The 25,234-nt window shown below is 68.9% G+C and carries 22 protein-coding genes; 16 read left to right on the top strand and 6 right to left on the bottom strand.

Going from position 1 to position 25,234, the window contains the following annotated elements; translation table 11 throughout:
* Positions 1-111: 111 nt before the first annotated feature.
* Genes ACYSM9_RS02200 through atzF form a run of 5 tightly spaced genes read left to right on the top strand, consistent with a single transcriptional unit; the run spans position 112 to position 8,813 of the window.
* The gene (locus ACYSM9_RS02200; protein WP_461855358.1) at positions 112-1,614 is read left to right on the top strand and encodes an amino acid permease; all 1,503 of its coding nucleotides are present in this window, start codon (positions 112-114) and stop codon (positions 1,612-1,614) included.
* 41 nt (positions 1,615-1,655) lie between these two features.
* Positions 1,656-2,531 carry an urea amidolyase associated protein UAAP1 gene (locus ACYSM9_RS02195; protein WP_461855357.1) on the top strand — a complete coding sequence of 292 codons (876 nt, stop codon included), beginning with the start codon at positions 1,656-1,658 and terminating at the stop codon, positions 2,529-2,531.
* Entirely contained in the window at positions 2,528-3,202 is a 675-nt protein-coding gene (locus ACYSM9_RS02190) for an urea amidolyase associated protein UAAP2 (protein WP_461855356.1), read from the top strand. The genes ACYSM9_RS02195 and ACYSM9_RS02190 overlap by 4 nt, the downstream gene beginning before the upstream one ends.
* Entirely contained in the window at positions 3,199-6,954 is a 3,756-nt protein-coding gene (gene uca / locus ACYSM9_RS02185) for an urea carboxylase (RefSeq protein ID WP_461855355.1), read from the top strand. The genes ACYSM9_RS02190 and uca overlap by 4 nt, the downstream gene beginning before the upstream one ends.
* Complete coding sequence (gene atzF / locus ACYSM9_RS02180) at positions 6,951-8,813, top strand: allophanate hydrolase (protein WP_461855354.1); 1,863 nt, start codon at positions 6,951-6,953, stop codon at positions 8,811-8,813. The genes uca and atzF overlap by 4 nt, the downstream gene beginning before the upstream one ends.
* On the opposite strand, the gene ACYSM9_RS02175 is transcribed toward atzF, so the two are convergent.
* Positions 8,791-9,723 (bottom strand): alpha/beta fold hydrolase, encoded by a 933-nt coding sequence (locus tag ACYSM9_RS02175; RefSeq protein WP_461855353.1) that lies wholly within the window; start codon positions 9,721-9,723, stop codon positions 8,791-8,793. The genes atzF and ACYSM9_RS02175 overlap by 23 nt on opposite strands.
* A gap of 50 nt (positions 9,724-9,773) precedes the next feature.
* Here ACYSM9_RS02175 and lysS point away from each other — a divergent pair, with 50 nt between their 5' ends.
* The 10 genes from lysS to ACYSM9_RS02125 all read left to right on the top strand — a co-directional run bounded on the left by lysS (position 9,774) and on the right by ACYSM9_RS02125 (position 20,433).
* Complete coding sequence (lysS, locus tag ACYSM9_RS02170; RefSeq protein WP_461855455.1) at positions 9,774-11,312, top strand: lysine--tRNA ligase; 1,539 nt, start codon at positions 9,774-9,776, stop codon at positions 11,310-11,312.
* A 2-nt stretch (positions 11,313-11,314) separates the two neighbouring features.
* Positions 11,315-11,491, top strand: coding sequence for a hypothetical protein (locus ACYSM9_RS02165; protein WP_461855352.1), 177 nt, complete (start codon positions 11,315-11,317; stop codon positions 11,489-11,491).
* Positions 11,492-11,629: 138 nt separating this feature from the next.
* Positions 11,630-11,959: a histone-like nucleoid-structuring protein Lsr2 gene (locus tag ACYSM9_RS02160; RefSeq protein WP_461855351.1), complete on the top strand. Its 330-nt coding sequence runs from the start codon at positions 11,630-11,632 to the stop codon at positions 11,957-11,959.
* 335 nt (positions 11,960-12,294) lie between these two features.
* Positions 12,295-14,787, top strand: coding sequence for an ATP-dependent Clp protease ATP-binding subunit (locus ACYSM9_RS02155; protein ID WP_461855350.1), 2,493 nt, complete (start codon positions 12,295-12,297; stop codon positions 14,785-14,787).
* A 161-nt stretch (positions 14,788-14,948) separates the two neighbouring features.
* Complete coding sequence (locus ACYSM9_RS02150) at positions 14,949-17,072, top strand: S9 family peptidase (protein WP_461855349.1); 2,124 nt, start codon at positions 14,949-14,951, stop codon at positions 17,070-17,072.
* A gap of 21 nt (positions 17,073-17,093) precedes the next feature.
* Positions 17,094-17,603 carry an amino-acid N-acetyltransferase gene (locus ACYSM9_RS02145; RefSeq protein ID WP_461855348.1) on the top strand — a complete coding sequence of 170 codons (510 nt, stop codon included), beginning with the start codon at positions 17,094-17,096 and terminating at the stop codon, positions 17,601-17,603.
* A gap of 240 nt (positions 17,604-17,843) precedes the next feature.
* Positions 17,844-18,845, top strand: a complete 1,002-nt coding sequence (gene dhaK / locus ACYSM9_RS02140) for a dihydroxyacetone kinase subunit DhaK (RefSeq protein WP_461855347.1) — start codon at positions 17,844-17,846, stop codon at positions 18,843-18,845.
* A gap of 2 nt (positions 18,846-18,847) precedes the next feature.
* Positions 18,848-19,480 carry a dihydroxyacetone kinase subunit DhaL gene (gene dhaL, locus ACYSM9_RS02135; protein ID WP_461855346.1) on the top strand — a complete coding sequence of 211 codons (633 nt, stop codon included), beginning with the start codon at positions 18,848-18,850 and terminating at the stop codon, positions 19,478-19,480.
* Positions 19,477-20,169, top strand: coding sequence for a dihydroxyacetone kinase phosphoryl donor subunit DhaM (gene dhaM, locus ACYSM9_RS02130; RefSeq protein ID WP_461855345.1), 693 nt, complete (start codon positions 19,477-19,479; stop codon positions 20,167-20,169). The genes dhaL and dhaM overlap by 4 nt, the downstream gene beginning before the upstream one ends.
* Positions 20,170-20,259: 90 nt before the next feature.
* Positions 20,260-20,433 (top strand): hypothetical protein, encoded by a 174-nt coding sequence (locus ACYSM9_RS02125; protein WP_461855344.1) that lies wholly within the window; start codon positions 20,260-20,262, stop codon positions 20,431-20,433.
* A 36-nt stretch (positions 20,434-20,469) separates the two neighbouring features.
* On the opposite strand, the gene ACYSM9_RS02120 is transcribed toward ACYSM9_RS02125, so the two are convergent.
* The 3 genes from ACYSM9_RS02120 to ACYSM9_RS02110 form a co-directional block, all read right to left on the bottom strand.
* Positions 20,470-20,955 (bottom strand): hypothetical protein, encoded by a 486-nt coding sequence (locus tag ACYSM9_RS02120; protein WP_461855343.1) that lies wholly within the window; start codon positions 20,953-20,955, stop codon positions 20,470-20,472.
* A gap of 94 nt (positions 20,956-21,049) precedes the next feature.
* Complete coding sequence (locus tag ACYSM9_RS02115) at positions 21,050-21,481, bottom strand: DUF3592 domain-containing protein (protein WP_461855342.1); 432 nt, start codon at positions 21,479-21,481, stop codon at positions 21,050-21,052.
* Positions 21,482-21,533: 52 nt separating this feature from the next.
* Complete coding sequence (locus tag ACYSM9_RS02110; protein WP_461855341.1) at positions 21,534-22,475, bottom strand: HhH-GPD family protein; 942 nt, start codon at positions 22,473-22,475, stop codon at positions 21,534-21,536.
* A 178-nt stretch (positions 22,476-22,653) separates the two neighbouring features.
* Here ACYSM9_RS02110 and ACYSM9_RS02105 point away from each other — a divergent pair, with 178 nt between their 5' ends.
* The gene (locus ACYSM9_RS02105) at positions 22,654-23,352 is read left to right on the top strand and encodes a hypothetical protein (RefSeq protein ID WP_461855340.1); all 699 of its coding nucleotides are present in this window, start codon (positions 22,654-22,656) and stop codon (positions 23,350-23,352) included.
* Positions 23,353-23,378: 26 nt separating this feature from the next.
* Here ACYSM9_RS02105 and disA read toward each other — a convergent pair whose 3' ends face one another.
* Both disA and ACYSM9_RS02095 read right to left on the bottom strand, forming a co-directional pair.
* A complete protein-coding gene (disA, locus tag ACYSM9_RS02100; protein ID WP_461855339.1) occupies positions 23,379-24,455 on the bottom strand; it encodes a DNA integrity scanning diadenylate cyclase DisA in 1,077 nt (358 codons plus the stop codon).
* 260 nt (positions 24,456-24,715) lie between these two features.
* On the bottom strand, positions 24,716-25,207 hold the full coding sequence (locus ACYSM9_RS02095; RefSeq protein ID WP_461855338.1) for a 2'-5' RNA ligase family protein: 492 nt from the start codon (positions 25,205-25,207) through the stop codon (positions 24,716-24,718).
* Positions 25,208-25,234 lie beyond the last annotated feature (27 nt).

Here is a 25,234-nt window from a genome sequence, read left to right as displayed (position 1 = left end):
GACATCCCACTGGAAAACTATCAATTGACCGGTAATCAGCAGCCGTCGGCCGGGCGCTGCCGTACCGGGAGGCTTCGCCCCCACGATCCCGTTCCAGCCCCGGAGAGTCCCATGACATCAACCGTCCTTCCCACCGCGCATGCGGACGATGCAGACCTGACGTCCCTTGGCTACCAGCCCACCCTGCACCGGAAGCTTGGCCGCTACGCTTCGTTTGCCGCCGGCTTCTCCTTTGTTTCCATCCTCACCACCATCTTCCAGCTCTTCGCCTTTGGCTACTCCTTCGCCGGACCGGCATTCTTCTGGACCTGGCCGGTTGTGCTGGTGGGCCAGCTGCTGGTCGCCCTGAACTTCGCCGAACTCGCCGCCCGCTACCCCCTGTCCGGCGCGGTCTACCAGTGGGCACGCCGGGTTGGAGGAGAAGGAGTTGGCTGGTTCGCCGGCTGGTTCATGGCGATCGCCCAGGTGGTCACCGCCGCCGCCGCGGCCATCGCCCTGCAGGTTGTCCTGCCGCAGCTGTGGGACGGCTTCCAGGTGGTGGGTGGGGACCCCGCCCTCAACACCGTCACCGGCGCTTCGAACGCCGTGATCCTCGGGGCAGTCCTCCTGGTGGCCACCACCATCATCAACTCCCTGGGCGTCAAGCTCATGGCCCATGTCAACTCTGTCGGCGTCACCTGCGAAATCGTCGGTGTTGCTGCCGTGATTCTCGCCCTGATCAGCGCCGCCCAGCGCGGACCGGACGTCGTGGCGGACACCACCGTCCTCCAGGGTTCCGACCTCGGCGCCGTGGGTGCCTTCCTGGTCTCAGGCCTGATGGCCGCCTACGTCATGGTGGGCTTCAACTCCGCCGGCGAGCTGTCCGAGGAAACCAAGGACCCGCGCCGCACCGCACCCCGTACCATCCTCTCCGCCCTGCTGATCTCCGGCGTCGGGGGAGCGCTGATGATCATCACCGCCCTGATGGCCGCACCCAGCCTCGACGACGGCCGGCTGGCCACCGAGGGCCTGCCCTACGTTCTCACCGCGGTCCTGGGCACCTTCTGGGGCAAGGTCCTGCTGGTGGACGTCGCCATCGCCATCTTCGTCTGCACCCTGGCGATCCAGACCGCCGGTTCCCGGCTGGTGTTCTCCATGGCCCGCGATGGCAAGCTCCCGGCGTCGGCCCTGCTCTCCTCGGTCCACCCCACCCGCGGCACGCCCATGTGGCCCTCCATCGCCATCGGCGCCCTGGCAGTTGCCGTGCTGGCCATCAACGTTGGCAATGCCGCCCTGTTCACCACCCTCTGCAGCGTCTGCATCGTGATGGTCTACCTCGCCTACCTCCTGGTCACCGTCCCGCAGCTGGCCAACCGCCTGCGCGGCGACTGGGACCGGGTGGGGGAGGCCATGCCCGCGGGCCTCTTCTCGCTGGGCCGCTGGGGCCTTCCGGTCAACATCCTCGCCGTCCTCTACGGGGGAGCCATGGTGGTCAACCTCGCCTGGCCCCGGCCCGAGGTGTACGACCCCGCCGGCGAAAACGGGCTCCTCCTCTGGTCCGCGCCGCTGATGGTCGCCGCCGTCCTGCTCCTGGGCGTCTGGGTCCGGCAACGGAACCTGGCCGCCCACCGCTGATCCCCGGAACCCCACGAACCCACACCACGCACAGGACTGAGATGACACAGACCCTCGAAACACCAGTTGCCGGCACCGCCACCACGGCCGGAGCCCGCGCCCACGCCCGGGAACAGCACGGCAGGACAGCGGACACCATGCGGTTCGTGCCCGCAGCGTCCGCCCCGGCCCGCCTGCTGGCAGGAATGCCCGACGGCGCGTCCCCCACGTGGGCGGAGTCCCTCGCCTTTGGCCGCTACACCACCATGGCATTGGCCCGCGGAACCCGGATCCGGATCACGGACACCGCCGGCGACGCCTGCGTGCACACCCTCCTGTACCGTGCGGACGCGCTGCACGAGCGCTTCAACGCCGCGGACACCGTGAAGGTCCCCTGGCAGGCCTACCCGGGCACCGGGCACCCGCTGCTATCGGACGCCGGCCGGCTGATGGCCACGATCGTTGCCGACACCTCCGGCCGGCATGATGCCCTGACCTGTGCCACCACCCTTGCAGGCAACACCGCGAAGTACGGTGCCGGAACAGCGCACAGCGCCTCCCCGGCCGCCCGCGAACTGCTCACCCTGGGCGCCCTCAAGAACGGCCTCGGCCCGCGGGACGTCGCGCCGTCGCTGTCCTTCTTCAAAGGCAGCACCGTGGACCCGGCCGGAAACATCACCTTCACCGGCAGCGCCGGGCCGGGCGCCGCCGTCGAACTCCTCCTCCAGCTGGACGCCGTGCTGGTCCTGGCCAATACCGCCCACCCGCTGGACCCGCGCCCGGACTTCGCCGGGACCGCCGTCGACATCGTTGCCTGGCATGCGCCGCACGACCTCGCCGAACTCGAAGCCGGGCGCCTCACCGGACCCCTGGCCCCGGAACACCTGCAGGCCCTCCGCAACACCGACCACGACCTCACCGCAAGGAACGCCCGATGAACGCCACCGCTCCCGCCACCATCCCGGCTGCCGGCGACACCGCCCTGGTGCCCGGCGCCGTCGTCCTCGACGAATTCGTTGAAGCCCGCGGGCCGTGGTCCGCAGTGGTTGCCGCCGGGGACGTGCTGACCATCGTGGACCTGGAAGGCAACCAGGCCGTGGACTGCCTGCTCTACGCCGCGGCGGACACCACGGTGCGTTACTCGGCACCCGCAACCATTGCCGCGCAGCGCTCGATTGTCCTGACCACGGGTTCGGTCCTGCGGGCGGACACCGGGGCGCCGCTGATGACCGTGGTGGCGGACGAGGTGGGCGTGCACGACACCATCGGCGGAGCCTGCTCGCAGGAATCGAACACCCTGCGCTACGGACAGCACACCCGCGAACAGCACGCCTGCGTGGAGAACTTCCTGATCGAGGGCTCACGCTGGGGCCTCGGCAAGCGGGACCTTGTCTCCAACATCAACTGGTTCATGAACGTCCCGGTGGACCCGGACGGTGCCCTGGGCATCGTGGACGGGCTGTCCGCTCCCGGCAAGCGGGTGGCCCTGCGCGCCGAGGTGGACACCCTGGTCCTTGTGTCCAACTGCCCGCAGGTCAACAACCCCTGCAACGGCTTCAACCCCACCCCCGTCCGCATGATCGTCACCCGCCCGGAGGCAGCACGATGAGCACGTTCGATACCATCCTGGTCGCCAACCGCGGTGAAATCGCCTGCCGCATCATCGAATCCGCCAGGAAGCTGGGGCTGCGCACGGTCGCCGTCTTTTCCGAGGCGGACCGCGGCGCCAGGCACGTCCGGCTGGCCGACGAAGCCGTGCTGCTGGGTCCCGCCCCGGCCAAGGAGTCCTACCTCAACGTCAAAGCCATTCTGGATGCCGCCAGGGCAACCGGGGCCGGCGCGATCCACCCGGGCTACGGCTTCCTCTCGGAGGACGCCGCCTTCGCCGAAGCCGTGGAAGCCGCCGGCCTGGTCTTCGTCGGTCCCACCCCCGAGCAGCTGCGCATCTTCGGCACCAAGCACACCGCGCGCGACGCCGCCCGGGCGGCCGGGGTGCCCATGATCGCCGGTTCCGGGCTGCTGGAGGACGTGGACGCCGCCGCTGCGGTCTCCGCAACAATTGGCTTCCCGCTGATGCTCAAGGCCACCGGCGGTGGCGGCGGCATCGGCATGACGGTCTGCCGCTCCGAAGCCGAACTCGCCGAAAGCTTCCCGCGCGTGGCCCGGCTGGCAGGCGCCAGCTTCGGAACCGCCGGGGTGTTCGCCGAGCGGTACGTTGAGAACGCCCGGCACATCGAGGTCCAGGTCTTCGGCGACGGCGAAGGCCGGGTGGTGAGCCTGGGCGACCGCGACTGCTCCCTGCAGCGGCGGCACCAGAAGGTCCTCGAGGAAGCGCCGGCGCCGGACCTGCCCGCAGGGCTGCGGGAGGAACTGCACCGCACCTCCCGCGCCCTCTGCGTCTCCCTTAACTACCGCTCCGCCGGCACTGTCGAATTCGTCTACGACTCCGCGCGCCAGGAGGCCTCCTTCCTGGAAGTCAACGCCCGTCTCCAGGTGGAGCACCCTGTCACCGAGGCCGTCACCGGAGTGGACCTGGTGGAGTGGATGCTCCGCCTGGCGCAGGGCGGCCACGATGCGGAAAGCGTCCTGAAAGGGGTGCCGGACGCGCTGCCGGTGACCGGCCACGCCGTCGAAGCCCGGGTCTATGCCGAGGACCCGGCCCGCGGCTTCCAGCCCAGCGCCGGCACGATCACCCACGCCGCCTACCCGGCCGCGGAGGACGCCAGGGTGGATGCCTGGGCCGAAACCGGCACCGAGGTCTCCACCAGCTACGACCCCCTCCTGGGCAAGATCATCACGTCCGGAACCAACCGCACCGAGGCCTTTGAGCGCTTGGCCCTCGCCCTGCAGGACACCCGGATCGACGGCATCGAGACCAACCTTGGCATGCTCCGCGCCGCCACCGGACTGGAAGCCGTCCGCGGCGTGCAGCATTCCACCAGCACCCTGGACTCGGTAGGGGATCCGGAACCGCGGATCACCGTTGGCCGCCCCGGCCTGCAGACCAGCGTGCAGGACTGGCCCGGCCGCACAGGCCTGTGGCAGATCGGCGTCCCGCCAAGCGGACCCATGGACGATCTCTCCTTCCGGCTCGGCAACACCGCCCTCGGCAACCCGGAAGGCGCCCCCGGGCTCGAATTCACCATGACCGGCCCCAGCCTGACCTTCACGCACGCCACCACCGTCTGCGTCACCGGGGCGGAGGTCACGGTGACGGTCGACGGGGACGAGGTTGCCCCCTGGACCCCCGTCACCGTTCCGGCCGGCGGAACGCTCGACGCCGGCACGGCCGCCGGCAAGGGCCTGCGCGGCTACATCCTGTTCGAAGGCGGACTGGACATCCCGGCGTACCTGGGCAGCGCCTCGACCTTCACCCTGGGCCAGTTCGGCGGCCACGCCGGGCGCGTCCTGCGTGCCGGCGATGTGCTCCGGGCCGCGGCCCCCGGCTCCGGTACCGCCAGCAAGCGGGCAGTGCCGCTGGACAGCCGGCCCGCCCTGACCTCCACGTGGGAACTGGCAGTGGCCGAGGGGCCGCACGGCGCCCCGGAGTTCTTCCAGCGCGAGGACATCGAGGAGCTGTACGGCACGGAGTATGAGGTCCACTTCAACTCCGCCCGCACCGGCGTCCGGCTCATCGGCCCCAAGCCGCGGTGGGCACGGACGGACGGCGGCGAGGCAGGCCTGCACCCCTCCAACATCCACGACACCGCCTACTCGGTGGGCGCCCTCGACTTCACCGGCGACACCCCCATCCTGCTCGGCCCCGACGGGCCCAGCCTGGGCGGTTTCGTTTGCCCCGTCACCGTGGTGACGGCCGAACGCTGGAAGCTGGGCCAGCTCCGGCCCGGGGACAAGGTCCGGTTCGTGCCCGTCAAAGCCAGCCAGGCGCCGTCGGCAAAGGACCTGGGACCCGGGCGGCAGCTGGTGTTGCCCGGCGGCGCGGGCTGGCCCGCAGGTCTTTCGCGGGCAGGCACGGCGCAGGCGTCCAGCCGCCCCTTCCATGGAGATGGCGACGACGGCGTGCTGGGCCGGGTGCCGGAAGGTTCCGGCCGGCCCGCGGTCACCTACCGCCGTTCCGGCGACGACAACCTGCTGGTCGAGTACGGCGAGATGGTGCTGGACCTCGGCCTGCGCGCCCGCGTCCACGCCCTGCACCAGCGGATCGAGGCGCTCCGCGTCCCGGGCATCGTGGACCTCACGCCGGGAATCCGGTCGCTGCAGATCAAGGTGGACCCGTCCGTCCTTCCCACCACGCGGCTGCTGGACCTGGTCCAGGAAGTCGAGGCCGGGCTGCCCGCCAGCTCCGAACTCGTGGTGCCCAGCCGCACCGTCCGGCTGCCGCTGTCCTGGGACGACCCCGCCACGCGCGAGGCGATCGAACGCTACATGGCAGGTGTCCGGGACGATGCCCCCTGGTGCCCGTGGAACGTCGAGTTCATCCGCCGGATCAACGGCCTGGATTCCGTGAACGACGTCTTCGATACCGTCTTCAACGCCGAGTACCTGGTGCTGGGCCTGGGGGACGTCTACCTCGGCGCACCCGTGGCCACCCCCCTGGATCCGCGCCACCGCCTGGTCACCACCAAGTACAACCCGGCCCGCACCTGGACGCCGGAGAACGCCGTCGGCATCGGCGGCGCCTACATGTGCATCTACGGCATGGAAGGGCCCGGCGGGTACCAGTTCGTCGGCCGCACCACCCAGGTGTGGTCGCGATACGCCGACTCTGCACCCTTCGAGCCCGGGTCGCCATGGCTGCTGCGCTTCTTCGACCGCATCTCCTGGTACCCGGTCAGTCCCGAGGAGCTCCTGGACCTGCGGGCGGATATGGCCGCCGGCCGTGGCCGCGGGGTTGAGGTCGAGGAGGGCACGTTCTCGCTGGCGGAGCACGAACTGTTCCTGGCGGAGAACCGCGCATCAATCGATGCGTTCCGGGAAAAGCAGGGGGCGGCCTTTGCCGTGGAACGCCAGGCGTGGGCCGACGCCGGCGAGTTCGACCGGGCGGAAGCGCTCGCCGCGGTGGTGTCCCCGGTGGCGGATGAGGTGGAGGTCCCGGAGGGCGGTTCACTGGTTTCGGCACCTTTCGCGGCGAGCGTCTGGAAGGTGGACGTGGCCGAAGGCGACCGGGTGGCCAAGGGCCAGCCGCTGGTTTCCCTCGAGGCCATGAAGATGGAGACCGTCCTGGAGGCGCCGTGTGACGGCGTGGTGCTCCGGGTCCTGCCCGCCGCCGGCTCGCAGGTGGTGGCCGGTGAGGCGGTAGTGGTCCTGGGCGGCGCAAACCTTGAAACTGCAGGCCATGAAACTGCGGAACTGGAAGACCTGGAACTCGGGGCGCAGGAACTGGAAGAGGCAGCAGTATGAGCAGCACAACCGTTGGGGCAGCCACCCGCCGCGCCCAGGCGGCGCTCACCGCCATCGACGCCGTGGACCGGCCGGAAATCTGGATCACCCTCCGCGGCGGCGGCGACCTCCTGGCCGAAGCTGCCGCCATCGATGCGGCCGTGGCCGGCGGCGCGGACCTCCCGCTGGCCGGGCTCCTGCTCGCCGTCAAGAACAACGTCGACGTCGCCGGTATCCCCACCACCGCGGCCTGCCCCGGGTATTCGTACCTGCCGGACAGGGACGCCGAAGCGGTGGCCCGGCTCCGGGCCGCCGGGGCCCTGGTCCTGGGCGCCACCAACCTGGACCAGTTCGCCACCGGACTGGTCGGCACCCGGAGCCCGTACGGCGCCGTCCGCGACTCCCGCCGCCCGGAGTTCATCTCCGGCGGTTCCAGTTCCGGCTCGGCGGTGGCTGTGGCCCTGGGGCTGGCGGACATCGCCATCGGCACGGACACCGCCGGCTCGGGCCGGGTCCCCGCCGGCCTGCAGGGCATCGTGGGCATCAAAGCCACGCTGGACGTGGTCTCCACCGCCGGGGTCGTTCCCGCGTGCAGGTCGTGGGACGCCGTCACCATTTTCGCCCGGCACCTGTCGACGGCCGAGCTCGCCATGGGCGTCATGGCCGGTGGCTCGCGGGCGTGGCCCGCGGACGTCCGGCTGGCGGCGCCGGAAAGGCCGCGCGTCGCGTACCCGGCGACCCTGCCGGCGCTGCCGCCGGAGTGGGCGGCGGAATTCGGCCGGCAGGTGGACCGGTTGCGTGAATCGGGGGTGGACGCCGCGCCCATTGAATTCGACGACTTCCTTTCGGCGGCACGGCTGCTTTACGACGGCGGGCTGGTGGCCGAGCGCTACGCCGCCGTCGGCGCCTTCCTCGACGGCGCCTTCCGGGAGGAGGCCGACGGCGGGGCGGCCAGCGCGGCCGGGTTCGATCCGACGGTTGCGGGCATCATCCGCGCGGCCGGCACGGTCCCGGCACACCGGTACGTCGCCGACACCGCCCGGTTGGAGGAGCTGAAGGCCAGGGCCATGGCCCGGCTCAACGGCTTCGACGCACTCCTGGTCCCCACCGCGCCCTTCCGCCCCACCCTGCCCGAAGTCGCCGGGGACCCCGTCGGCGTTAACTCCCGGATGGGCACCTACACAAACTTCTGCAACCTGTTCGACCTCTGCGCGGTGGCGGTTCCCGCCGGGCAGGTGGACGGCGCCCAGTTCGGACTGACCGTGGTGGGCCGGACCTTCGACGACGCCGTCGCCGCGGACATCGCCCGCCGGATCGAAACCACTCCGGAGCCGCCCGCGCTCTTCGCGGCCGGTGCGGCACCGGAGGCGAAGGCGGAAACCGGCACGCCGCCGTCGTCCGTTCCGTGGCCTGTGGCCGCAGGGGCGGCAGCCGTACCGCTGGTGGTGGTGGGCGCGCACCGCAAGGGCCAGCCGCTGGCCCCCCAGTTGGAGGAACTTGGGGCGTTCTGGGACGGCCCCGTCCGCACCGCCCCGCGCTACCGGATGGTGGCGCTGGGCACCGTGCCGCCCAAGCCCGGCGTGTACCGGTCCGACGACGGCGCGGAGCTGGCGGGGGAGCGGTGGCTGCTGTCCCCGGCGGCACTCGGGACGTTCCTGGCAGGCCTGCCCGAGCCCATGCTGCTCGGATCCACTCAGCTCTCCGACGGGTCAACCGCCGTGGGATTCGCCTGCGATGCCGTCGCGGCGGCAGCCGCGGAGGACATCACCGCCTGGGGCGACTGGCTGGCGGACCGAAGCGTGCAACCGAAACCGCGCACGGTGTGGCAGGACCTCGGAGAGGCGGCGCTGGCAGGATTCAGCCGCGGGGACCGGGGATAGCGTCAGCCTGCTCCGGTCGGGAATCCCCGTCCGGGCGGGAGTCCCCGTCCGGACGTCCGTCCTTGAAGTAGGCAGCAATAGCCTCCACCAGTTCCTTCACCGCTGCCGGGATGGACCCGTGGAAGCACTTGGGGGAGAGCTGGAAGGTGCTGCCCGGGACCGCCGCGTGCAGCCGCTCGGCCGTCACCCGGTAGTAGCTCGGACTCTTGCCGCCGGCCATGAAGAGGGTCCCGGAAGGCAACACACTGAAGTCCCTGGCGTGGTCCTTTTCGTCGTAGGCGGCTCGAAGTTCGCCCACGCCGCTGGGCATCACCTGCCGGAAAACCCTGTTCACCTTCGTCCGGGACATGACCGCCATCAGGCCCGCCAGGACCGGTTCGGGGATCCTGGCCATGGCCGACCCCGGGCTGGTGGCCTTCTTCATGTGCGCCAGGGCATGGCCCACCCTGCCGTTGTTGACCGCTTCCTCGAACCCGTCCAGCCACCTGGTGTCGATGCTGCCGTCGATGTTCACGGCCGCGTCGTACACGGCCAGCTTGTCCGGAACGAACGGTGTCCCGGTGAACTCCTGCACCGCGTTCAATGCCACCGATCCGCCCAGGCTGTGGCCCAGGATGTTCCGGGCACCGGTGGCGGTGAGGACTGTCCGGACGTCCTCGATCTCCGTGGCCATGGAGTAGTCGGCGGGTTGCCCCGAGGAACTGCCGCGCCCCCTGCGGTCGTAGACGTCAACTGCCCAGCCGTCGCCCAGGACCTTCGCCAGCGCAAGGGAGAACGGGCGGTAGATCAGGGCCGTGAGGAACGCGCCCCCGATCAGCAGCACACGCTTGCCTCCCGGCGCATCCTCCGTGCCGTAGCTGTACAAAGCCAGCCTGCCGCCGTCGTGCGTTGGAAGTACCCGTTCTTTCACCCTCCCCATCCTAGGCAGGCACGGCTTCCCGCCTCTGGCCGGTAAACTTGATGCTTGTGACTTCCCAAAACACCCCCGCGCCCAAAAATGCCCCAGAGCCCGTCGACGCCAGCGAGCAGATGCGGATCCGCATGGAAAAGCGCGCCAAACTCCTCGAGCGCGGCACGGAGGCGTACCCCGTGGGGGTGGAGCGCACCCACTCCCTCGCGGAGATCCGGGAGAAGTACGCCCACCTCGAGGCGGACGACACCACCGGTGACATCGTCGGCGTCACCGGCCGCGTGGTCTTTGTCCGCAACACGGGCAAGCTCTGCTTCGCCACGCTCCAGGAGGGCGGCACCGACGGCAAGGGAACGCGCCTCCAGGCCATGCTGAGCCTGGCCAACATCGGCGAGGAAGCGCTCGCGGACTGGAAGGCCCTGGTTGACCTGGGCGACCACGTGTTCATCAAGGGCGAGGTCATCTCCTCCCGCCGCGGCGAGCTGTCCATCATGGCGGACTCCTGGTCCATGGCCTCCAAGGCCCTGCGCCCCCTGCCCGTGCTGCACGCGGACCTGAACGAGGAAACCCGCGTCCGCCAGCGCTACGTGGACCTGATGGTCCGCGACGAAGCCCGCGAAATGGTCTACACCCGCGCCGCGATCACCCGCTCCATCCGCGAAACCCTGTTCCGCCACCGCTACGTCGAGGTGGAAACACCCATCCTGCAGCTGGTCCACGGCGGCGCCCTGGCGCGTCCGTTCGAGACGCACATGAACGCCTTCGACCAGAAGATGACCCTGCGCATCGCCACCGAGCTGTACCTGAAGCGTGCAGTGGTTGGCGGCATCGACCGCGTGTACGACATGGGCCGCGTGTTCCGCAACGAGGGCGTCGACTCCACCCACAGCCCGGAATTCACCACCCTTGAGTGCTACGAGGCGTGGGCGGACCAGTTCGTCATGGCGGAGCGGATCAAGGAGATCATCCTCGACGCCGCCGACGCCGTGGGTGCCGGGCGCGTCCTGCAGACCGAGGCCGGGGAGATCAACCTCGACGGCGAGTGGACCTGGCTGGCCGTCTACCCGGGCCTATCCGACGCCGTGGGCCAGGAGGTCACGCCGGACACACCCGTCGAGGTGCTTCGGGAAATCGCGGCCAAGCACGAAGTCAAGGTGGATCCCAAGTGGGACGCCGAGAAGCTGGCGGTCGAACTCTTCGGCGAGATTGTCGAACCCACGCTGCTGAACCCCACCTTCGTCTACGACTACCCGCCCTCCGCCCAGCCGTTGGCCCGCCCGCACCGCGAGGACGGCCGGCTGATCGAGGCCTGGGACCTCATCATCGGCGGCATGGAGCGCGGCACCGCGTTCTCCGAGCTGATCGACCCCGTCATCCAGCGTGAACGGCTCACCGAACAGTCCATGCACGCGGCCGCCGGCGACGTCGAGGCCATGCAGCTGGACGAGGACTTCCTGCGCGCACTCGAATACGGCGCTCCCCCCATGGGCGGAATCGGCCTGGGTATCGACCGGCTGGTGATGCTCTTCACCGGTGCGGGCATCCGCGAAACCATCCTGTTCCCGCTCCTGAAGCCTGAAGGACACTGACTATGGAGTATGTAGCCGTACTTCTGCCCTCGCTTGTGGTGGGCCTGCTGTTCTGGTTCGCCATGAAAGCCATATTCAATGCGGATAAAGCCGAGCGGCAGGCCGAGGCACGCGCCCAGGCCGAAGCTGACGCGCTCGCGGCCCGGCCCACGGAAGGTCCCGGAACCGAATCCAAATAGATAAAACCCCCGTTTTTCCACATTTATCCCCACGGAACCTTTACGCGCTTTGACGCGTTGCCAGCGTAAGAGTCATACTTTTTATGGGAAACATCCTGCTTTTCTGAAAACCGACTTTCCAGCAAGAGGAAGACTTTAATGGCACAGAAAGTAAACATCATCCTCGTGGATGATCTGGATGGGGGATCCGCAGACGAGAACGTTAAGTTTGGCCTCGACGGGGTCAACTACGAGATTGACCTCTCGGCAGCCAACGCCGCAGAACTCCGGTCTTCACTGGAGCGGTTCATTGGCGCTGCACGCAAGGCATCCGGTGGCCGTGTCCAGCGGGGCAAGGCACCAACCGGCGGCCGCAGCCACGACTCGGCGCAAATCCGGCAATGGGCACGGGATAACGGCTACACGGTTAACAGCCGCGGCCGAATTCAGGCCGAAATCCAGGAAGCCTACCAAAAGGCTAATTCCTAGGGGCTGTCTTTAGCCGGTCCGAAACCCCGCTTACCGCCACCCGGCGGGGGCGGGGTTTTTCAATTCCCAAAAACTTGTGGGTACTCCGCCGGTACTTTGGGGTACAGGCGCCCAATTGGGCTTTTTATGGAGCCCCCCCTGCGGTGTTTGTCGCCGCATTGCCAGGACTCCCGGGGAAACGCCAAACCTGCCCCGACCACAGTGCCCGGCTTTGGCCGGCAGCCGCCGCGGGGATATTCCCGCAAGCGCCGCGGTTTCCCCTGTGGCGAACACGCTCCACAACGTCGGACCGGCCACGTAGCATCAAAGTACGTCGTAGCTAGGAGTGTGGCGAAATGTTTGAGCGATTTACGGACCGTGCCCGTCGCGTAGTTGTGCTTGCCCAAGAAGAGGCACGCATGCTGAACCACAATTACATCGGTACCGAACACATCCTCTTGGGTCTGATCCACGAGGGTGAGGGCGTTGCCGCCAAAGCTCTTGAGTCCTTGAGCATTTCGCTCGACGGCGTTCGCGAGCAGGTGCAGGAGATCATCGGCCAGGGCCAGCAGGCCCCGTCCGGCCACATCCCCTTCACCCCCCGTGCCAAGAAGGTGCTGGAGCTCTCGCTTCGCGAAGCCCTGCAGCTGGGCCACAACTACATCGGCACCGAGCACATCCTGCTCGGCCTCATCCGTGAAGGTGAAGGCGTCGCCGCGCAGGTCCTGGTCAAGCTCGGCGCCGACCTCAACCGCGTCCGCCAGCAGGTCATCCAGCTCCTCTCCGGCTACCAGGGCAAGGAAACCACCGGCGCAGGCGTCGGCGGCGGCCAGCCCGAGGGCGCTCCTGCCGGATCCGTGGTGCTGGACCAGTTCGGCCGCAACTTGACCCAGGCCGCCCGCGAAAACAAGCTGGACCCGGTCATCGGGCGCGAGCAGGAAATGGAACGCGTCATGCAGGTCCTTTCCCGCCGCACCAAGAACAACCCGGTCCTGATCGGCGAGCCCGGCGTCGGCAAGACCGCCGTCGTCGAGGGCCTGGCCCAGGCGATCGTGCGCGGCGACGTCCCGGAGACCATCCGCGACAAGCAGCTCTACACCCTGGACCTCGGATCCCTGGTGGCAGGCTCCCGCTACCGCGGCGACTTCGAAGAGCGCCTGAAGAAGGTCCTCAAGGAGATCCGCACCCGCGGCGACATCATCCTGTTCATCGATGAGATCCACACCCTGGTCGGTGCCGGCGCAGCCGAAGGCGCCATCGATGCTGCGTCGATCCTGAAGCCCATGCTGGCCCGCGGCGAACTGCAGACCATCGGTGCCACCACGCTCGACGAATACCGCAAGCACATCGAGAAGGACGCCGCCCTGGAGCGCCGCTTCCAGCCGATCCAGGTCAAGGAACCCTCCGTGGCACACGCCATCGAGATCCTCAAGGGCCTGCGCGACCGGTACGAGGCACACCACCGCGTCACCATCACCGACGGCGCTCTGGCCTCCGCGGCCAGCCTCGCCGAGCGCTACATCTCTGACCGCTTCCTCCCGGACAAGGCGATCGACCTGATCGATGAAGCCGGCGCCCGGCTGCGCATCCGCCGGATGACCGCTCCGCCGGAGCTCAAGGCCATGGATGAGCGCATCGCCAAGCTGAAGATGGAGAAGGAATCCGCCATCGACGCCCAGGACTTCGAGGGCGCTGCCGCGCTCCGCGACAAGGAGCAGAAGCTGATCTCCGAGCGTTCGGAGAAGGAGCGGCACTGGAAGTCCGGCGGCATGGACGACATCTCCGAGGTGGATGAGGACCTCATCGCCGAGGTGCTGGCCAACTCCACCGGCATCCCCGTCTTCAAGCTGACCGAGGAAGAGTCCTCGCGCCTGCTGAAGATGGAGGAGGAACTGCACAAGCGCGTGGTGGGCCAGGACGAGGCCATCAAGGCACTCTCGCAGGCCATCCGCCGTACCCGTGCAGGGCTCAAGGACCCCAAGCGCCCCGGTGGCTCGTTCATCTTCGCCGGCCCCACCGGCGTCGGCAAGACCGAGCTCGCCAAGGCACTCGCCGAGTTCCTGTTCGGTGAAGAGGACGCCCTCATCACCCTGGACATGTCCGAATACTCCGAGAAGCACACGGTCTCGCGGCTCTTCGGTGCCCCTCCGGGCTACGTCGGCTACGAAGAGGGTGGCCAGCTGACCGAGAAGGTCCGCCGCCGTCCGTTCTCCGTGGTGCTGTTCGACGAAGTGGAAAAGGCCCACGCGGACCTCTTCAACTCGCTGCTGCAGATCCTGGAAGACGGCCGCCTGACCGACTCCCAGGGCCGTGTGGTGGACTTCAAGAACACCGTGATCATCATGACCACCAACCTGGGTACCCGGGACATCTCCAAGAGCGTCGCCACCGGCTTCCAGTCCGGCACCGACACGCAGACCGGCTACAACCGCATGCGTGCCCGCGTCACCGAGGAACTCAAGCAGCACTTCCGCCCCGAGTTCCTGAACCGTGTGGATGACGTCGTGGTGTTCCCGCAGCTCACCCAGGACGAGATCATCGAGATCGTGGACCTGTTCGTGACCCGCTTGGAGAAGCGCCTCAAGGACAAGGACATGGGCATCGAGCTCACCAAGGCCGCCAAGGTGCTCCTGGCAACCCGCGGCTACGACCCCGCCATGGGTGCCCGGCCGTTGCGCCGCACCATCCAGCGCGAGATCGAGGACCAGCTCTCCGAGAAGATCCTGTTCGGCGAGATCCACACCGGCGACATCGTCGTGGTGGATGTCGAAGGCGAAGGCGACGACGCGAAGTTCACCTTCGCCGGCAACGCGAAGCCGCGCATCCCGGAGATCGCCCCGAGCGTCTAGGCGCCACAGCCAAAGCCCCGCCACTCCACATGAGCGGCGGGGCTTTCGCTTTGCCGGCGTCCTGGGGCGCGGGCGGCCCGGACCCGCACAACCGTTGCCGGGCAACACCGCTCATGCGGTTCAGGGCCGGTTGAGGCCCTGGACGGTGTTAAATCAGGGTCATGGCGAACCAGAATCCGGCGATCCCGGACGAGCAACCACCCACCCCTTTCCACGACCTCGACCACTACCTGTCCATCCCGCGGGTCAGCGGCCTGGCGCTGAGCCCGGACGGCTCCCGGCTGGTCACCACCGTCAGCACCCTGAACGGCAGGGGCACCGAGTACGCCACGGCACTGTGGGAGCTAGACCCAGCCGGGCAGAAGCACGCCCGGCGCATCACCCGAAGCGCCAAGGGCGAAGCCGGCGCCGCTTTCGCCGCCAACGGCGACGTCTACTTCACATCTGCCCGCCCCGACCCGGACAGCCCCGACGAAGAGCCCGTCAACGCGCTGTGGCTGCTTCCGGCGGACGGCGGCGAAGCGCGCGTGGTGCTCAGCAGGCCGGGCGGAATCAGCCGCGTGATGACCGCCAAGGATGCGGACGTGGCGTTCGTGGCCGCGGAAGTCCTCGCGGGGTCCGCAGATGAGGAGGACGATGGGGAAAGGCGCAAATCCCGCAAGGACAAGAAGGTTTCGGCCATCCTCCACAGCGAATACCCCGTGCGCTACTGGGACGCGGACCTGGGCCCGGGCCAGCCGCGGCTCTTTGCCGTGGAACCGGGGGAGGACAAATCGCCCGGCAAGCCGGCAACAGTGGACGCCTCCGCGCCCCTGGTCCTCCGCAACCTCACGCCCGGCGCCGGGCCGCGGCTCAGGGAAGCGGAATCCGTGGTCAGTCCCGACGGGCGGACCATCTACACGAGCTACACCAAGCCCCTGGCGAAAGCGGACAGCAGGTCCGTGCTGGTGGCAGTGGACGTGGCCACCGGCGGCCTGAGGGTGTTGCTGGACCGGGAAGGCATGAGCTTCTTTCCGGGGCCCGTGAGCCCGGACGGCGGGATGCTCGCGGTGGTCAGCGAGAGCGATTCGACCCCGCACCGGGCTCCGGAGATCGGGCTGCACCTGCTGGACGTATCCGCCGGGGACGCCGGGGGCGCCGGGGACCTGCAGCCCGTCGCCCACGACTGGGACCGCTGGCCCCGGCCCGCTGCGTGGCTGCCGGATGGGTCCGCCCTCCTTGTCACGGCGGACGACGACGGCGCGTCGCCGGTTTTCCGGATCAGCGTCCCCGTTGCCCCGGCTGAAGTGGGCGTCACCCGGGTGACCCAGGACGCCGCAGCCTACTCCGACGTCGTTGTTTCCCCTGACGGCCGGTACGCCTATGCCCTGCGGAGTTCCTACGAATTCCCGGCCGAAGCCGTGCGGATCGACCTGGCCACGGGTGAAACGATGCGGCTGCCTGCGCCGGCGGAGCGGCCTGCCTGCCCCGGCCGGTTGGAACGGATCGCAGCCACGGCGGCCGACGGGTCCCGGGTTCCTGCCTACCTCGCGCTTCCGGAGGGTGCAACGGCGGACAACCCGGCACCGATGCTGCTGTGGATCCACGGCGGCCCGCTGGGCTCCTGGAACGCCTGGACCTGGCGATGGAACCCCTGGCTCCTGGCGGCCAAGGGCTACGCGGTGCTGCTCCCGGACCCGGCATTGTCCACCGGCTACGGCCAGGCGTACATCCAGCGCGGCTGGGGATCGTGGGGCAAGGCGCCGTTCACGGACCTGATGGCCGCGACGGACGCGGCGGTGGACCGCGCCGACATCGACGCCGCGCGCACCGCGGCCATGGGCGGCTCCTTTGGCGGGTACATGGCCAACTGGGTGGCGGGCAACACGGACCGGTTCAGGGCCGTGGTCACCCATGCGAGCCTGTGGGCGCTGGATCAGTTTGGGCCCACCACCGACGCCTCCCAGTACTGGCTGAAGGAAATGACCGAAGAGATGGCGCTGGAGAACTCCCCGCACCTGCACGCGGAGAAAATCGGCACGCCCATGCTGGTGATCCACGGGGACAAGGACTACCGGGTGCCTATCGGGGAGGGCCTGCGGCTCTGGTACGAACTGCTCGCCAAGTCCCGGCTGGCGGCCGACCAGGACGGGCAAACGCCGCACCGCTTCCTGTACTTCCCCGACGAGAACCACTGGGTCCTCCAGCCGCAGCACGCGAAGATCTGGTACCAGGTGGTGCAGTGGTTCCTTGCCAAAAACGTGCTGGACCAGGATCTGGAGCTTCCGGCGGAACTGGGGCTGTAGCCACGCCGTAGGATTGGGCTTGTGACTGCTTCGTTCCGTATCCGGCCCGCCCGCACCAGCGACGTCCCCCTGATCAAGAAGCTGGTGGCACCGCTGGCCGAGGAACGAATCCTCATGGCCAAGGAGACAGTGGCCTACTACGAGAGCCTCCAGGAATTCCTCATCGCGGAATCCGACGACGGCGAGGTGATCGGCTGCGGAGCCCTGCACGTCATGTGGGAGGACCTGGCCGAAATCCGCACCCTTGCCGCGTCCCAGGAGTGGCGCGGCAAGGGCGTGGGCCACATTCTGGTGGAGACCCTGTTGGAGCAGGCCCGGGCGCTGGGCGTGGGACGCGTCTTCTGCCTGACGTTCGAAGTGGACTTCTTCAAGCGCCACGGCTTCGAGGTGATGGCGGACCAGTCGGCCGTTGATCCTGAGGTGTACTCGGAGCTGCTCCGCTCCCACGATGAAGGCGTTGCCGAATTCCTGGACCTGGCAAGGGTCAAACCCAACACCCTGGGCAACACCCGGATGATCCGCGCCCTGTAGAAGGCCGGCGGCTTCCCGCGGCGGGGGAACAGCCGCGTTTACTTAATTCGATTTGATGGATAAACTGTAGACCGGCCAAATGTGGGGGGCCTCAGGAAAGGGACAGTCATTGGGGGCTGTCCCTTTCCTGCGCCTGCGGCCTGTAGGTCCCTTCCCGGCCCGACCCCGCGCTACCGCCGTCGTCACGCCCGGTAGTAGGGTCAGAGGCAGATCCTTCAGGAGCAGAGCCAGGAGCCCCGCGTGAAGAAACTCATCAACGATCCCCGGTCCGTGGTGGACGAATCCGTCCAGGGCTTTGGCCTTGCCCACTCCGGACTGGTCGACGTCAGCGCGGACCCGCTGTACATCACCCGCAGGGACGCTCCGGTTGCCGGGAAGGTGGGGCTCGTCTCCGGCGGCGGCAGCGGCCATGAGCCGCTTCACGCCGGCTACGTGGGGTTCGGAATGCTCGACGCCGCGGTGCCGGGGGCGGTGTTCACGTCGCCCACGCCGGACCAGATCCTCCCCGCGACGCTCGCTGCGGACTCCGGCGCCGGCGTCGTGCATATCGTAAAGAACTACACCGGCGACGTGCTGAACTTCGAGGTGGCGGCCGAACTGGCGGAGGCGGAAGGCGTCACCATCCGAACGGTCCTGGTCAACGACGACGTTGCCGTGGAGGATTCGCTGTACACCGCCGGCCGGCGCGGAGTTGGCGGCACCGTCCTCGTGGAGAAGATTGCGGGTGCGGCTGCCGAGCGCGGCGACGACCTTGAGGCGGTCGCCGCCATCGGCGGGCGGGTCAACGCCAACGTCCGGACCATGGGCGTCGCGCTTTCGGCGTGCACGGTGCCCCACGCCGGCGCGCCCAGTTTCGATCTCGCCGAGGACGAGATCGAAATCGGCATCGGCATCCACGGCGAACCCGGAAGGCACCGGATCCCGATGGAAAACGCCGACGGCATCACCGACCGACTCCTGGAACCGGTTTTGGCGGACCTGAAAATTTCGGCGGGGGACAAGGTCCTGCTCTTCGTCAACGGCATGGGGGGAACACCCCTCAGCGAGCTGTACATTGTGTACCGCCACGCCGTGCAGGTGCTCGCCGGCGCCGGGGCCGCGGTGGAACGCTCCCTGGTGGGCAACTACATCACCTCGCTGGAGATGCAGGGCTGCTCGATCTCGGTGCTTCGGCTTGATGATGAGCTCACCGCGCTCTGGGACGCCCCAGTGCACACCGCCGCCCTGCGTTGGGGCATGTAGCCGTGGTCCTGGACATCAACTGGGCCGTGAAGTGGCTGACGCTCTGTGCGCAGGCCATGGCCGAACACCGCCTGGAACTGATCGAACTGGACCGGGCCATCGGGGACTCCGACCACGGCGAGAACATGGACCGCGGGTTCCAGGCCGTTCTGGCCAGGCTCGACGAGGCTGCGCCCGAAACCCCTGGCGCAGCCCTGAAAATGGCGGCGATGACCCTGATGTCCAAGGTCGGCGGTGCCGCCGGTCCGCTCTACGGCACGGCCTTCCTTCGTGCGGCCACGGCGGTGGGGGACGCCGTCGAAGTGGAGCCTGCCGCGTGGGCCGGAGCCTTGGCGGCTGCCCGGGACGGCATCGTGGCGCGGGGCAAGGCGGAGTCGGGGGACAAGACCATGGTGGATGCCTGGACTCCGGCGGTTGACGCGGCCCGCGCAGTTGCCGACGGCGGAAGCCCGGACGTCCTGGGCGTCCTGGTGGCGGCGGCCGAGGCAGCCGAGGCCGGGGCAGTGGCCACCGATCCGCTGATTGCGCGAAAAGGCCGGGCCAGCTACCTGGGCGAACGCAGCGCCGGCCACCGGGACCCCGGAGCGGTTTCCACCGCGCTGATCCTGCGCGCGGCTGTCGGGGCGGCTGCGTGACCGTCAGCATCGTGGTGGTCTCACACAGCGAAAAGATAGCCGAGGGTGCCGTGGAACTGGCCGCGCAGATGGCGCCCGACGTCGTCATCCTGCCGGCCGGCGGCACCGACGACGGCAGGATCGGTACCAGCCTGGAAAAGGTCCTTGCCGCCCTTGGGCAGGCCGGCGGGGACGGCGCCGTGGTCATGACCGACCTCGGCTCCGCCGTCATGACCGCCGAGTCTGCGCTCGAGTTCGCGGGCGGGCCGCCCAACATCCTCCTGGCGGACGCGCCGCTGGTGGAAGGCCTGGTGGCGGCGGCGGTCGCCGCCCAGGGAGGCGCGGACGTCCAGGCCGTCCGGCGCGCCGCGGAGGCCGTCCGCGGCCCGGGCCGCCAGCCGCAGCCATCCGCGTCGGACATGGTGTCCGAAGGATCCGTCACCGGGGCCGGGCCGGAGTTCACGGGGGACTTTGAGCTGGTGAACCAGGCCGGGATGCACGCCCGGCCCGCGGCCAGGATCGCCGGAGGCCTTGCTTCGCTCGATGCCGAGGTGACCGTCAACGGCGTCGACGGTGCGTCCATGACGGCCCTGATGACCCTCGCGGCCGGCAAGGGCTCCGTGCTGCACGTTGAAGCGTGGGGCGTGGATGCAGAGCGCGCGGTGAATTACGTGGGCGGCCTGGTGCAGGCAGGATTCGGCGAGCCCTGAGCGGCTGCCGCCGGCTGGCCGGAGCCGGATTCAGGGCCCGGCGGTGTGTTCCGGGCACCTCTGCGGGCTTCTGCTAATAAGCTCGATGCCATGGAACGGCCCCGCCCCGAAGACAACCCCCAGGAGATTGAAGTGCTGGAGGGGCAAACGACCGTGGAGGAGCTCCTGGCCGACCTTGGCTTCGAATGGCACCCGGATCCGGCCGCGGGCGGCCCCGGCGCAGACCCCGCCGACGACCTGTTCAACCAGCCCGCGCTGTTCTAGCGCCCACGCTGTTCCAGGGCCCCCACTGTTCCAGGGTTAGGCGCTTTCCCGCAGGCCGGTGCTGTCCAGGGTGACCGAGGCGGTGAGGAACTTTCCGCACTGCTCGCCGAACGGGTAGACAGCCCGTGGCTGGAACTGCAGGGTACTGACCGGCAGCGGGGAACCATCAGGCCCGGCGCCGGTTGCCGTGATGGCCATGGGTGATTCGGTCAGGGCGTCCAGCATCAACGTTCCCACAAGCGTGCCGTCAGGGGAGGCGGTGGCAGAACATGCCCCTTCCGGGGTGCAGCCCTGGTCCACCGCGGCGCTGCCGGCGCGCAGTTCCACGTCGCCTTCCTTGCAGTTTCCGTCCTGGCAGGCCCGCAGGTGCAGGGTATGGACCCGCGGCGCGTAGTCGGCCGTGATCGTGACGGAAACCGCGGTGGCCTGCGCTATTGCCGGGCAGGCGCTGGCGCCGGGCCCGCAGCCGGAGACGAGCACCGTCGTCGCAATCCATGCCAGAAGCAGCCCCTGCCTGCGCATATCCCCAGCGTACGGCCGGCACCACGGGGCGGCGGTGAAAACGGGCGAATGACGCCGGCATTGTTACCTGCCCGGATTGTTACCCAGGCGCCGGTTATCCGAGCGGGAAGATGCCGATAAACCAGAACAGCACGATTGCAAAGACGGCGAAGAACGGAACCAGGCAGCCCAGGGCGGTGCGGGAGGGTTTGGACACCTGGAGGGACTCGTTGGGGTTGGCCGGGTTGTACGCCACCTCGAGCAGCGACCCCGGCACCGGCTGTTCGGCGAGGGATACCTCGGACTTGCCCATGAAGAGGGTGCCGTGCGGATCCGTGAACTGGTAGGTGGGGTAGAAGCGGAGGTTCCGGCTTGAGCCGCCGGCGCCGCTGGTCCACCCTGATGCGCTGCCCGTGACCGTGGCCTGCACCTTGGGCCACTGCGCCATCAGCTGCTCCTGGCGCCTGGTCTTTCGTACCGCATGGATGAGTGCGAACACTGCAGCCGCGACAAACAGCGCCCACACGATATACAGAATGATTCTCATGGCTTCCCCCGGTTCCGGTCACCAAGAAGTATGCCATTTCCGGCATCCGGGCTCAGGCGGGGAGCTGGTAACCGCCGTCCTGCAGCTCCGCCAGGCCGTCCGCCAGCAGCCCCGCCAGTGCACGTTCCAGCTGCTCGGGAGCGGAGTTGAGCCGGTGCAGGGCAGCGAGCGGCACACCGATTCCCGCGGGCGCGAAGCCGAGGTCCGCAGGTTCGCGCTGGAACATCTCCGCCGGCACGGGCGACCCGGCCAGCCGCAGCACGGCCATCACGGCGCCCCGGACCTGCCGGTCGGTGCCGTGCCAGGCCTGCCCCTTGGGAACGTACGACGGCGGCGGCTCACCGGCGGCGAGCCAGGCACAGGAGTCTTTCACCGGGCAGTCCCCGCACTTGGGTGCCCGGGCCGTGCACACGAGTGCCCCCAGTTCCATGACCGCAGCGTTCCAGCGGACGGAGGTGCCGTCGTCGTCCGGCAGGAGGGACGCGGCCAGGCGCATCTCCGCAGCCGTCAGCGCCGCAGCGGGGAGGGCGGTGCCGGAAACCAGCCGCGCGTGGACGCGGCGGATGTTGGTGTCCACCACCGTCTCCCGGCGGCCGTAGGCGAAAGCGGCCACCGCCGCGGCCGTGTAGCTGCCCACTCCGGGAAGGGCGAGCAGTTCGGCGTAGGTGTCCGGGACCTTTCCGCCGTGGTCCTGGACGATGGCTGCGGCGGCGGCGTGCAGCCGAAGGGCACGCCGGGGATATCCCAGCCGGCCCCACGAACGCACTGCCTCGCCGGCCGGCTCACCGGCGAGCCCTGCCGGCGTGGGCCAGCGCCTGAGCCATTCGTGCCAGACCGGCAGCACGCGGACAACGGGAGTCTGCTGCAGCATGATTTCGCTGACCAGGACGCCCCAGGCGGAGCAGGAGGGCTCGCGCCAGGGCAGGTCGCGGGCCGTTTCGGCGAACCAGGTGGTGATTTGGGCATGGAGCAGCCGCAGCCCGTCCGGGTTCACCGGCGTGGCCGCGCTTGCGGTCCTGGTCCTGGTCCTGGTCCTGGGGGAGGTTTGAGTGTCGATCCCAACACTGTAGTGGATGCCTTCGGGGGCGCCGAAAAGCGGATGTGACCCACGCGTTGTCCGCGCGGCGGCGTGGTGGCGCGGCAGAACCGGAGGGGTTCCCTAGCCTAGGAGGATGGGCAGGCAGGGCGATTCACCATCACGCAAGGCATCCGGTTCCAGCAGCGTCCGGAAGCCGAGCGCCGCCGTGTACCGCCGGCGCAGGCTGGTCGTTGGCGGGGCACTACTGCTGGTGGTCGCGCTGGTGGTCAGCGGCTTCGCGCTGGCAGGGGCGTTCAAGGCCGGCTCCGAACAGGCGTCAGCCACCCAGACTGCGTCCGCCGACCCCACTCCGGACGCCACGGCCACCCCGGCGGCGTCCGCTTCCGCTGCTCCGTCCGCCACGCCGTCGGCCACTCCCTCGCCCACCACTTCGGCAACACCGGCGTGCAACCAGAACCTCGTGACCGTCACGGCGGCCACGGACAAGCAGTCCTACGGACCGGGCGAGAACCCCCTGCTGACGCTGAAGGTGACCAACGGCGGCACCGTCCCCTGTGAAGTCAACATCGGGACGTCGCAGATGGAGTTCCTGGTGACCAGCGGCTCCGACCGGATCTTCTCTTCGAAGGACTGCCAGGCATCCAGTGAGGATCTGGTCAAGGTCATCGCTCCCGGGGCGAGCGAGACGGCGAACTTCCCGTGGTCCCGGACCCGCAGCGCAGAGGGTTGCAAGGCGGTTGCTGCAGCACCGGGCGGCGGCGGGGCCTACTACATCTTCACGGCCAAGCTGGGTTCACGGGCCAGCCCGAAAGCGGTCTTCCAGCTGAACTGACCTGCGATGGGGTGGTTCAAAAGAGGCTAGAGGAAGCGGTCCAGGAGGCTGGCCTCTGCCATCCGGCTCAGGCCCTCGCGGACGGTCCGGGCGCGCTGGTCGCCGATGCCGTCGACGGTCATGAGGTCGTCAATGGTGGCCGCCATGAGGAACTGCAGGCCGCCGAAGTGGTCCACCAGGCGGTCCGCCACGGCCTTCGGTACCGCCTTCAGGCCGGACAGGAGGCGGTAGCCGCGGGGCTGCACCACCGCGTCGAGGTTGGCTTCGCCGCCGGCAAACCCCACGATCTGGGAAATCTTGCCAAGGTCGATGAGCTCGGTGGGTCCCAGGTTCACCAGCTCGCTGACGGCCTTGTCGATGTCCTCCGCCGGGGTGTTGGGGCTGGCGTAGTCGCGGATGATGACGTCGCTGCCCGGGCCCCTGCCCACGGTGAGCTCATCGAGCTGGAGCGACAGGAGCCGGCCGTCTTCTCCCAGTTCAAGGACGTACTGGGAGATCTCTTCGGAAATGCGGCGGACCATTTCCTGGCGCTGCAGCGTCACGGCCACGTCCCGGACGGTCACCATCGCTTCGATCTCCAGGGCGGAAAGGGAGCTGGTGACCTGGTCCAGCCGTGCCACGTAGCGCTCCAGTGTTGCCAGGGCCTGGTTGGCGCGCGCCAGGACATTTTCTGAACCCTCCAGCACGTGCCGCAGCCCGTTCACGTAGAGGGCGATGATCTGCATGGACTGGCTCACCGAGATCACCGGGACGCCGGTCTGCTTGGCGACGCGCTCGGCGGTGCGGTGCCGGGTTCCGGACTCCTGGGTTTCGATGCTCGAATCGGGAACCAGCTGCACGGCGGCGCGGAGGATGTTCCCCGCGTCCTTGTCGCAGATGATGGCGCCGTCCATCTTGGCCAGCTCGCGCAGGCGGGTGGGCGAGAACTCGATGCCGATATCGAACCCGCCCGAGCAGATCGAGTCGATGGTGCGGTCCGAGCCCAGCACGATCAGCGCGCCGGTGCGGCCGCGGAGGATCCGCTCCAGCCCGTCACGCAGGGGCGTTCCGGGTGCCACCCGGCCCAGAGTGGCCCTCAGCGATTCCTCGGGGCTCCGCGCCATAGGTGTATCCCTTCAAAGGTGCGGACCGCCGCCCGCAGGAAATGCCGGCCCGCGCAGCTGGCCGGCAGGATCAAAAAGTGCTCTGATTCCCGCAAGCTCAATGATAGGGGCAAGAATCCCAACTTCCGCACGGGCAAGCCCCAAAGTGCCCCATTAGGGGGTGCCCGTAAGCCCCTTCGGAATGCGTTCGACGGCGGGTGGCGCGGCGCGCATTTTGGCTTCCGTCTGGTCGGGATCCGGTGCCCCGGCCAAAGCCCCGCTTACAGCGGCGTGACCGTCTTGGTGCTGCCGTCCCACAGCCTGGCACCGGTGCACTGCCCTTCAAAACGCAGGTCCAGCAGGTCCATGGCGCTGGCCAGTTGCTGCCCGGAAATGCGGCGGGCGAGAGTCACGTGCGGGGTCCATGCGCCCGGCAGCGTGAGCGGCAACGCGCCCGATACGTGCTGGTGAAGGCGCTGGTGCAGCTCCAGCAGGGGAGTGCCCAGGACAACCAACCGGGCCAGGACGTAGCTGCCCTTGCCCGCCGGAAAGATGACAGCCCCCGGGAACCCGACGGCAATCGGCAGCGCCGTCCAGAGCCCATCCGGGGAACCGCACTCGAGTTGCGGGCCGGCGGCCAACGTAATGTGCGGGCTGTTGCTGGGCGAGGAATGTCCGGCCAGGCTGGGCAGGCCGGCCTCCGCCAGCCTGGACCAGTCGGCCCTGATGGCCGAATCGGTGGAGTCGTCAAAGACCAGCTCGATGCTGCGCATGGACCCATCATGCCGTCCGCGCGGAGC

It is taken from the genome of Arthrobacter sp. C152, assembly GCF_054890965.1.
This window is presented reverse-complemented; position numbering and strand designations above follow the sequence as displayed.

Excerpts from the sequence above, each read along its gene's own strand:
- ACYSM9_RS02200 (WP_461855358.1), top strand. The coding sequence starts at position 112 with ATGACATCAACCGTCCTTCCCACCGCGCATGCGGACGATGCAGACCTG.
- ACYSM9_RS02195 (WP_461855357.1), top strand. The coding sequence starts at position 1,656 with ATGACACAGACCCTCGAAACACCAGTTGCCGGCACCGCCACCACGGCC.
- ACYSM9_RS02190 (WP_461855356.1), top strand. The coding sequence starts at position 2,528 with ATGAACGCCACCGCTCCCGCCACCATCCCGGCTGCCGGCGACACCGCC.
- uca (WP_461855355.1), top strand. The coding sequence starts at position 3,199 with ATGAGCACGTTCGATACCATCCTGGTCGCCAACCGCGGTGAAATCGCC.
- atzF (WP_461855354.1), top strand. The coding sequence starts at position 6,951 with ATGAGCAGCACAACCGTTGGGGCAGCCACCCGCCGCGCCCAGGCGGCG.
- lysS (WP_461855455.1), top strand. The coding sequence starts at position 9,774 with ATGCTTGTGACTTCCCAAAACACCCCCGCGCCCAAAAATGCCCCAGAG.
- ACYSM9_RS02165 (WP_461855352.1), top strand. The coding sequence starts at position 11,315 with ATGGAGTATGTAGCCGTACTTCTGCCCTCGCTTGTGGTGGGCCTGCTG.
- ACYSM9_RS02160 (WP_461855351.1), top strand. The coding sequence starts at position 11,630 with ATGGCACAGAAAGTAAACATCATCCTCGTGGATGATCTGGATGGGGGA.
- ACYSM9_RS02155 (WP_461855350.1), top strand. The coding sequence starts at position 12,295 with ATGTTTGAGCGATTTACGGACCGTGCCCGTCGCGTAGTTGTGCTTGCC.
- ACYSM9_RS02150 (WP_461855349.1), top strand. The coding sequence starts at position 14,949 with ATGGCGAACCAGAATCCGGCGATCCCGGACGAGCAACCACCCACCCCT.
- ACYSM9_RS02125 (WP_461855344.1), top strand. The coding sequence starts at position 20,260 with ATGGAACGGCCCCGCCCCGAAGACAACCCCCAGGAGATTGAAGTGCTG.
- ACYSM9_RS02120 (WP_461855343.1), bottom strand. The coding sequence starts at position 20,955 with ATGCGCAGGCAGGGGCTGCTTCTGGCATGGATTGCGACGACGGTGCTC.
- ACYSM9_RS02115 (WP_461855342.1), bottom strand. The coding sequence starts at position 21,481 with ATGAGAATCATTCTGTATATCGTGTGGGCGCTGTTTGTCGCGGCTGCA.
- ACYSM9_RS02105 (WP_461855340.1), top strand. The coding sequence starts at position 22,654 with ATGGGCAGGCAGGGCGATTCACCATCACGCAAGGCATCCGGTTCCAGC.
- disA (WP_461855339.1), bottom strand. The coding sequence starts at position 24,455 with ATGGCGCGGAGCCCCGAGGAATCGCTGAGGGCCACTCTGGGCCGGGTG.
- ACYSM9_RS02095 (WP_461855338.1), bottom strand. The coding sequence starts at position 25,207 with ATGCGCAGCATCGAGCTGGTCTTTGACGACTCCACCGATTCGGCCATC.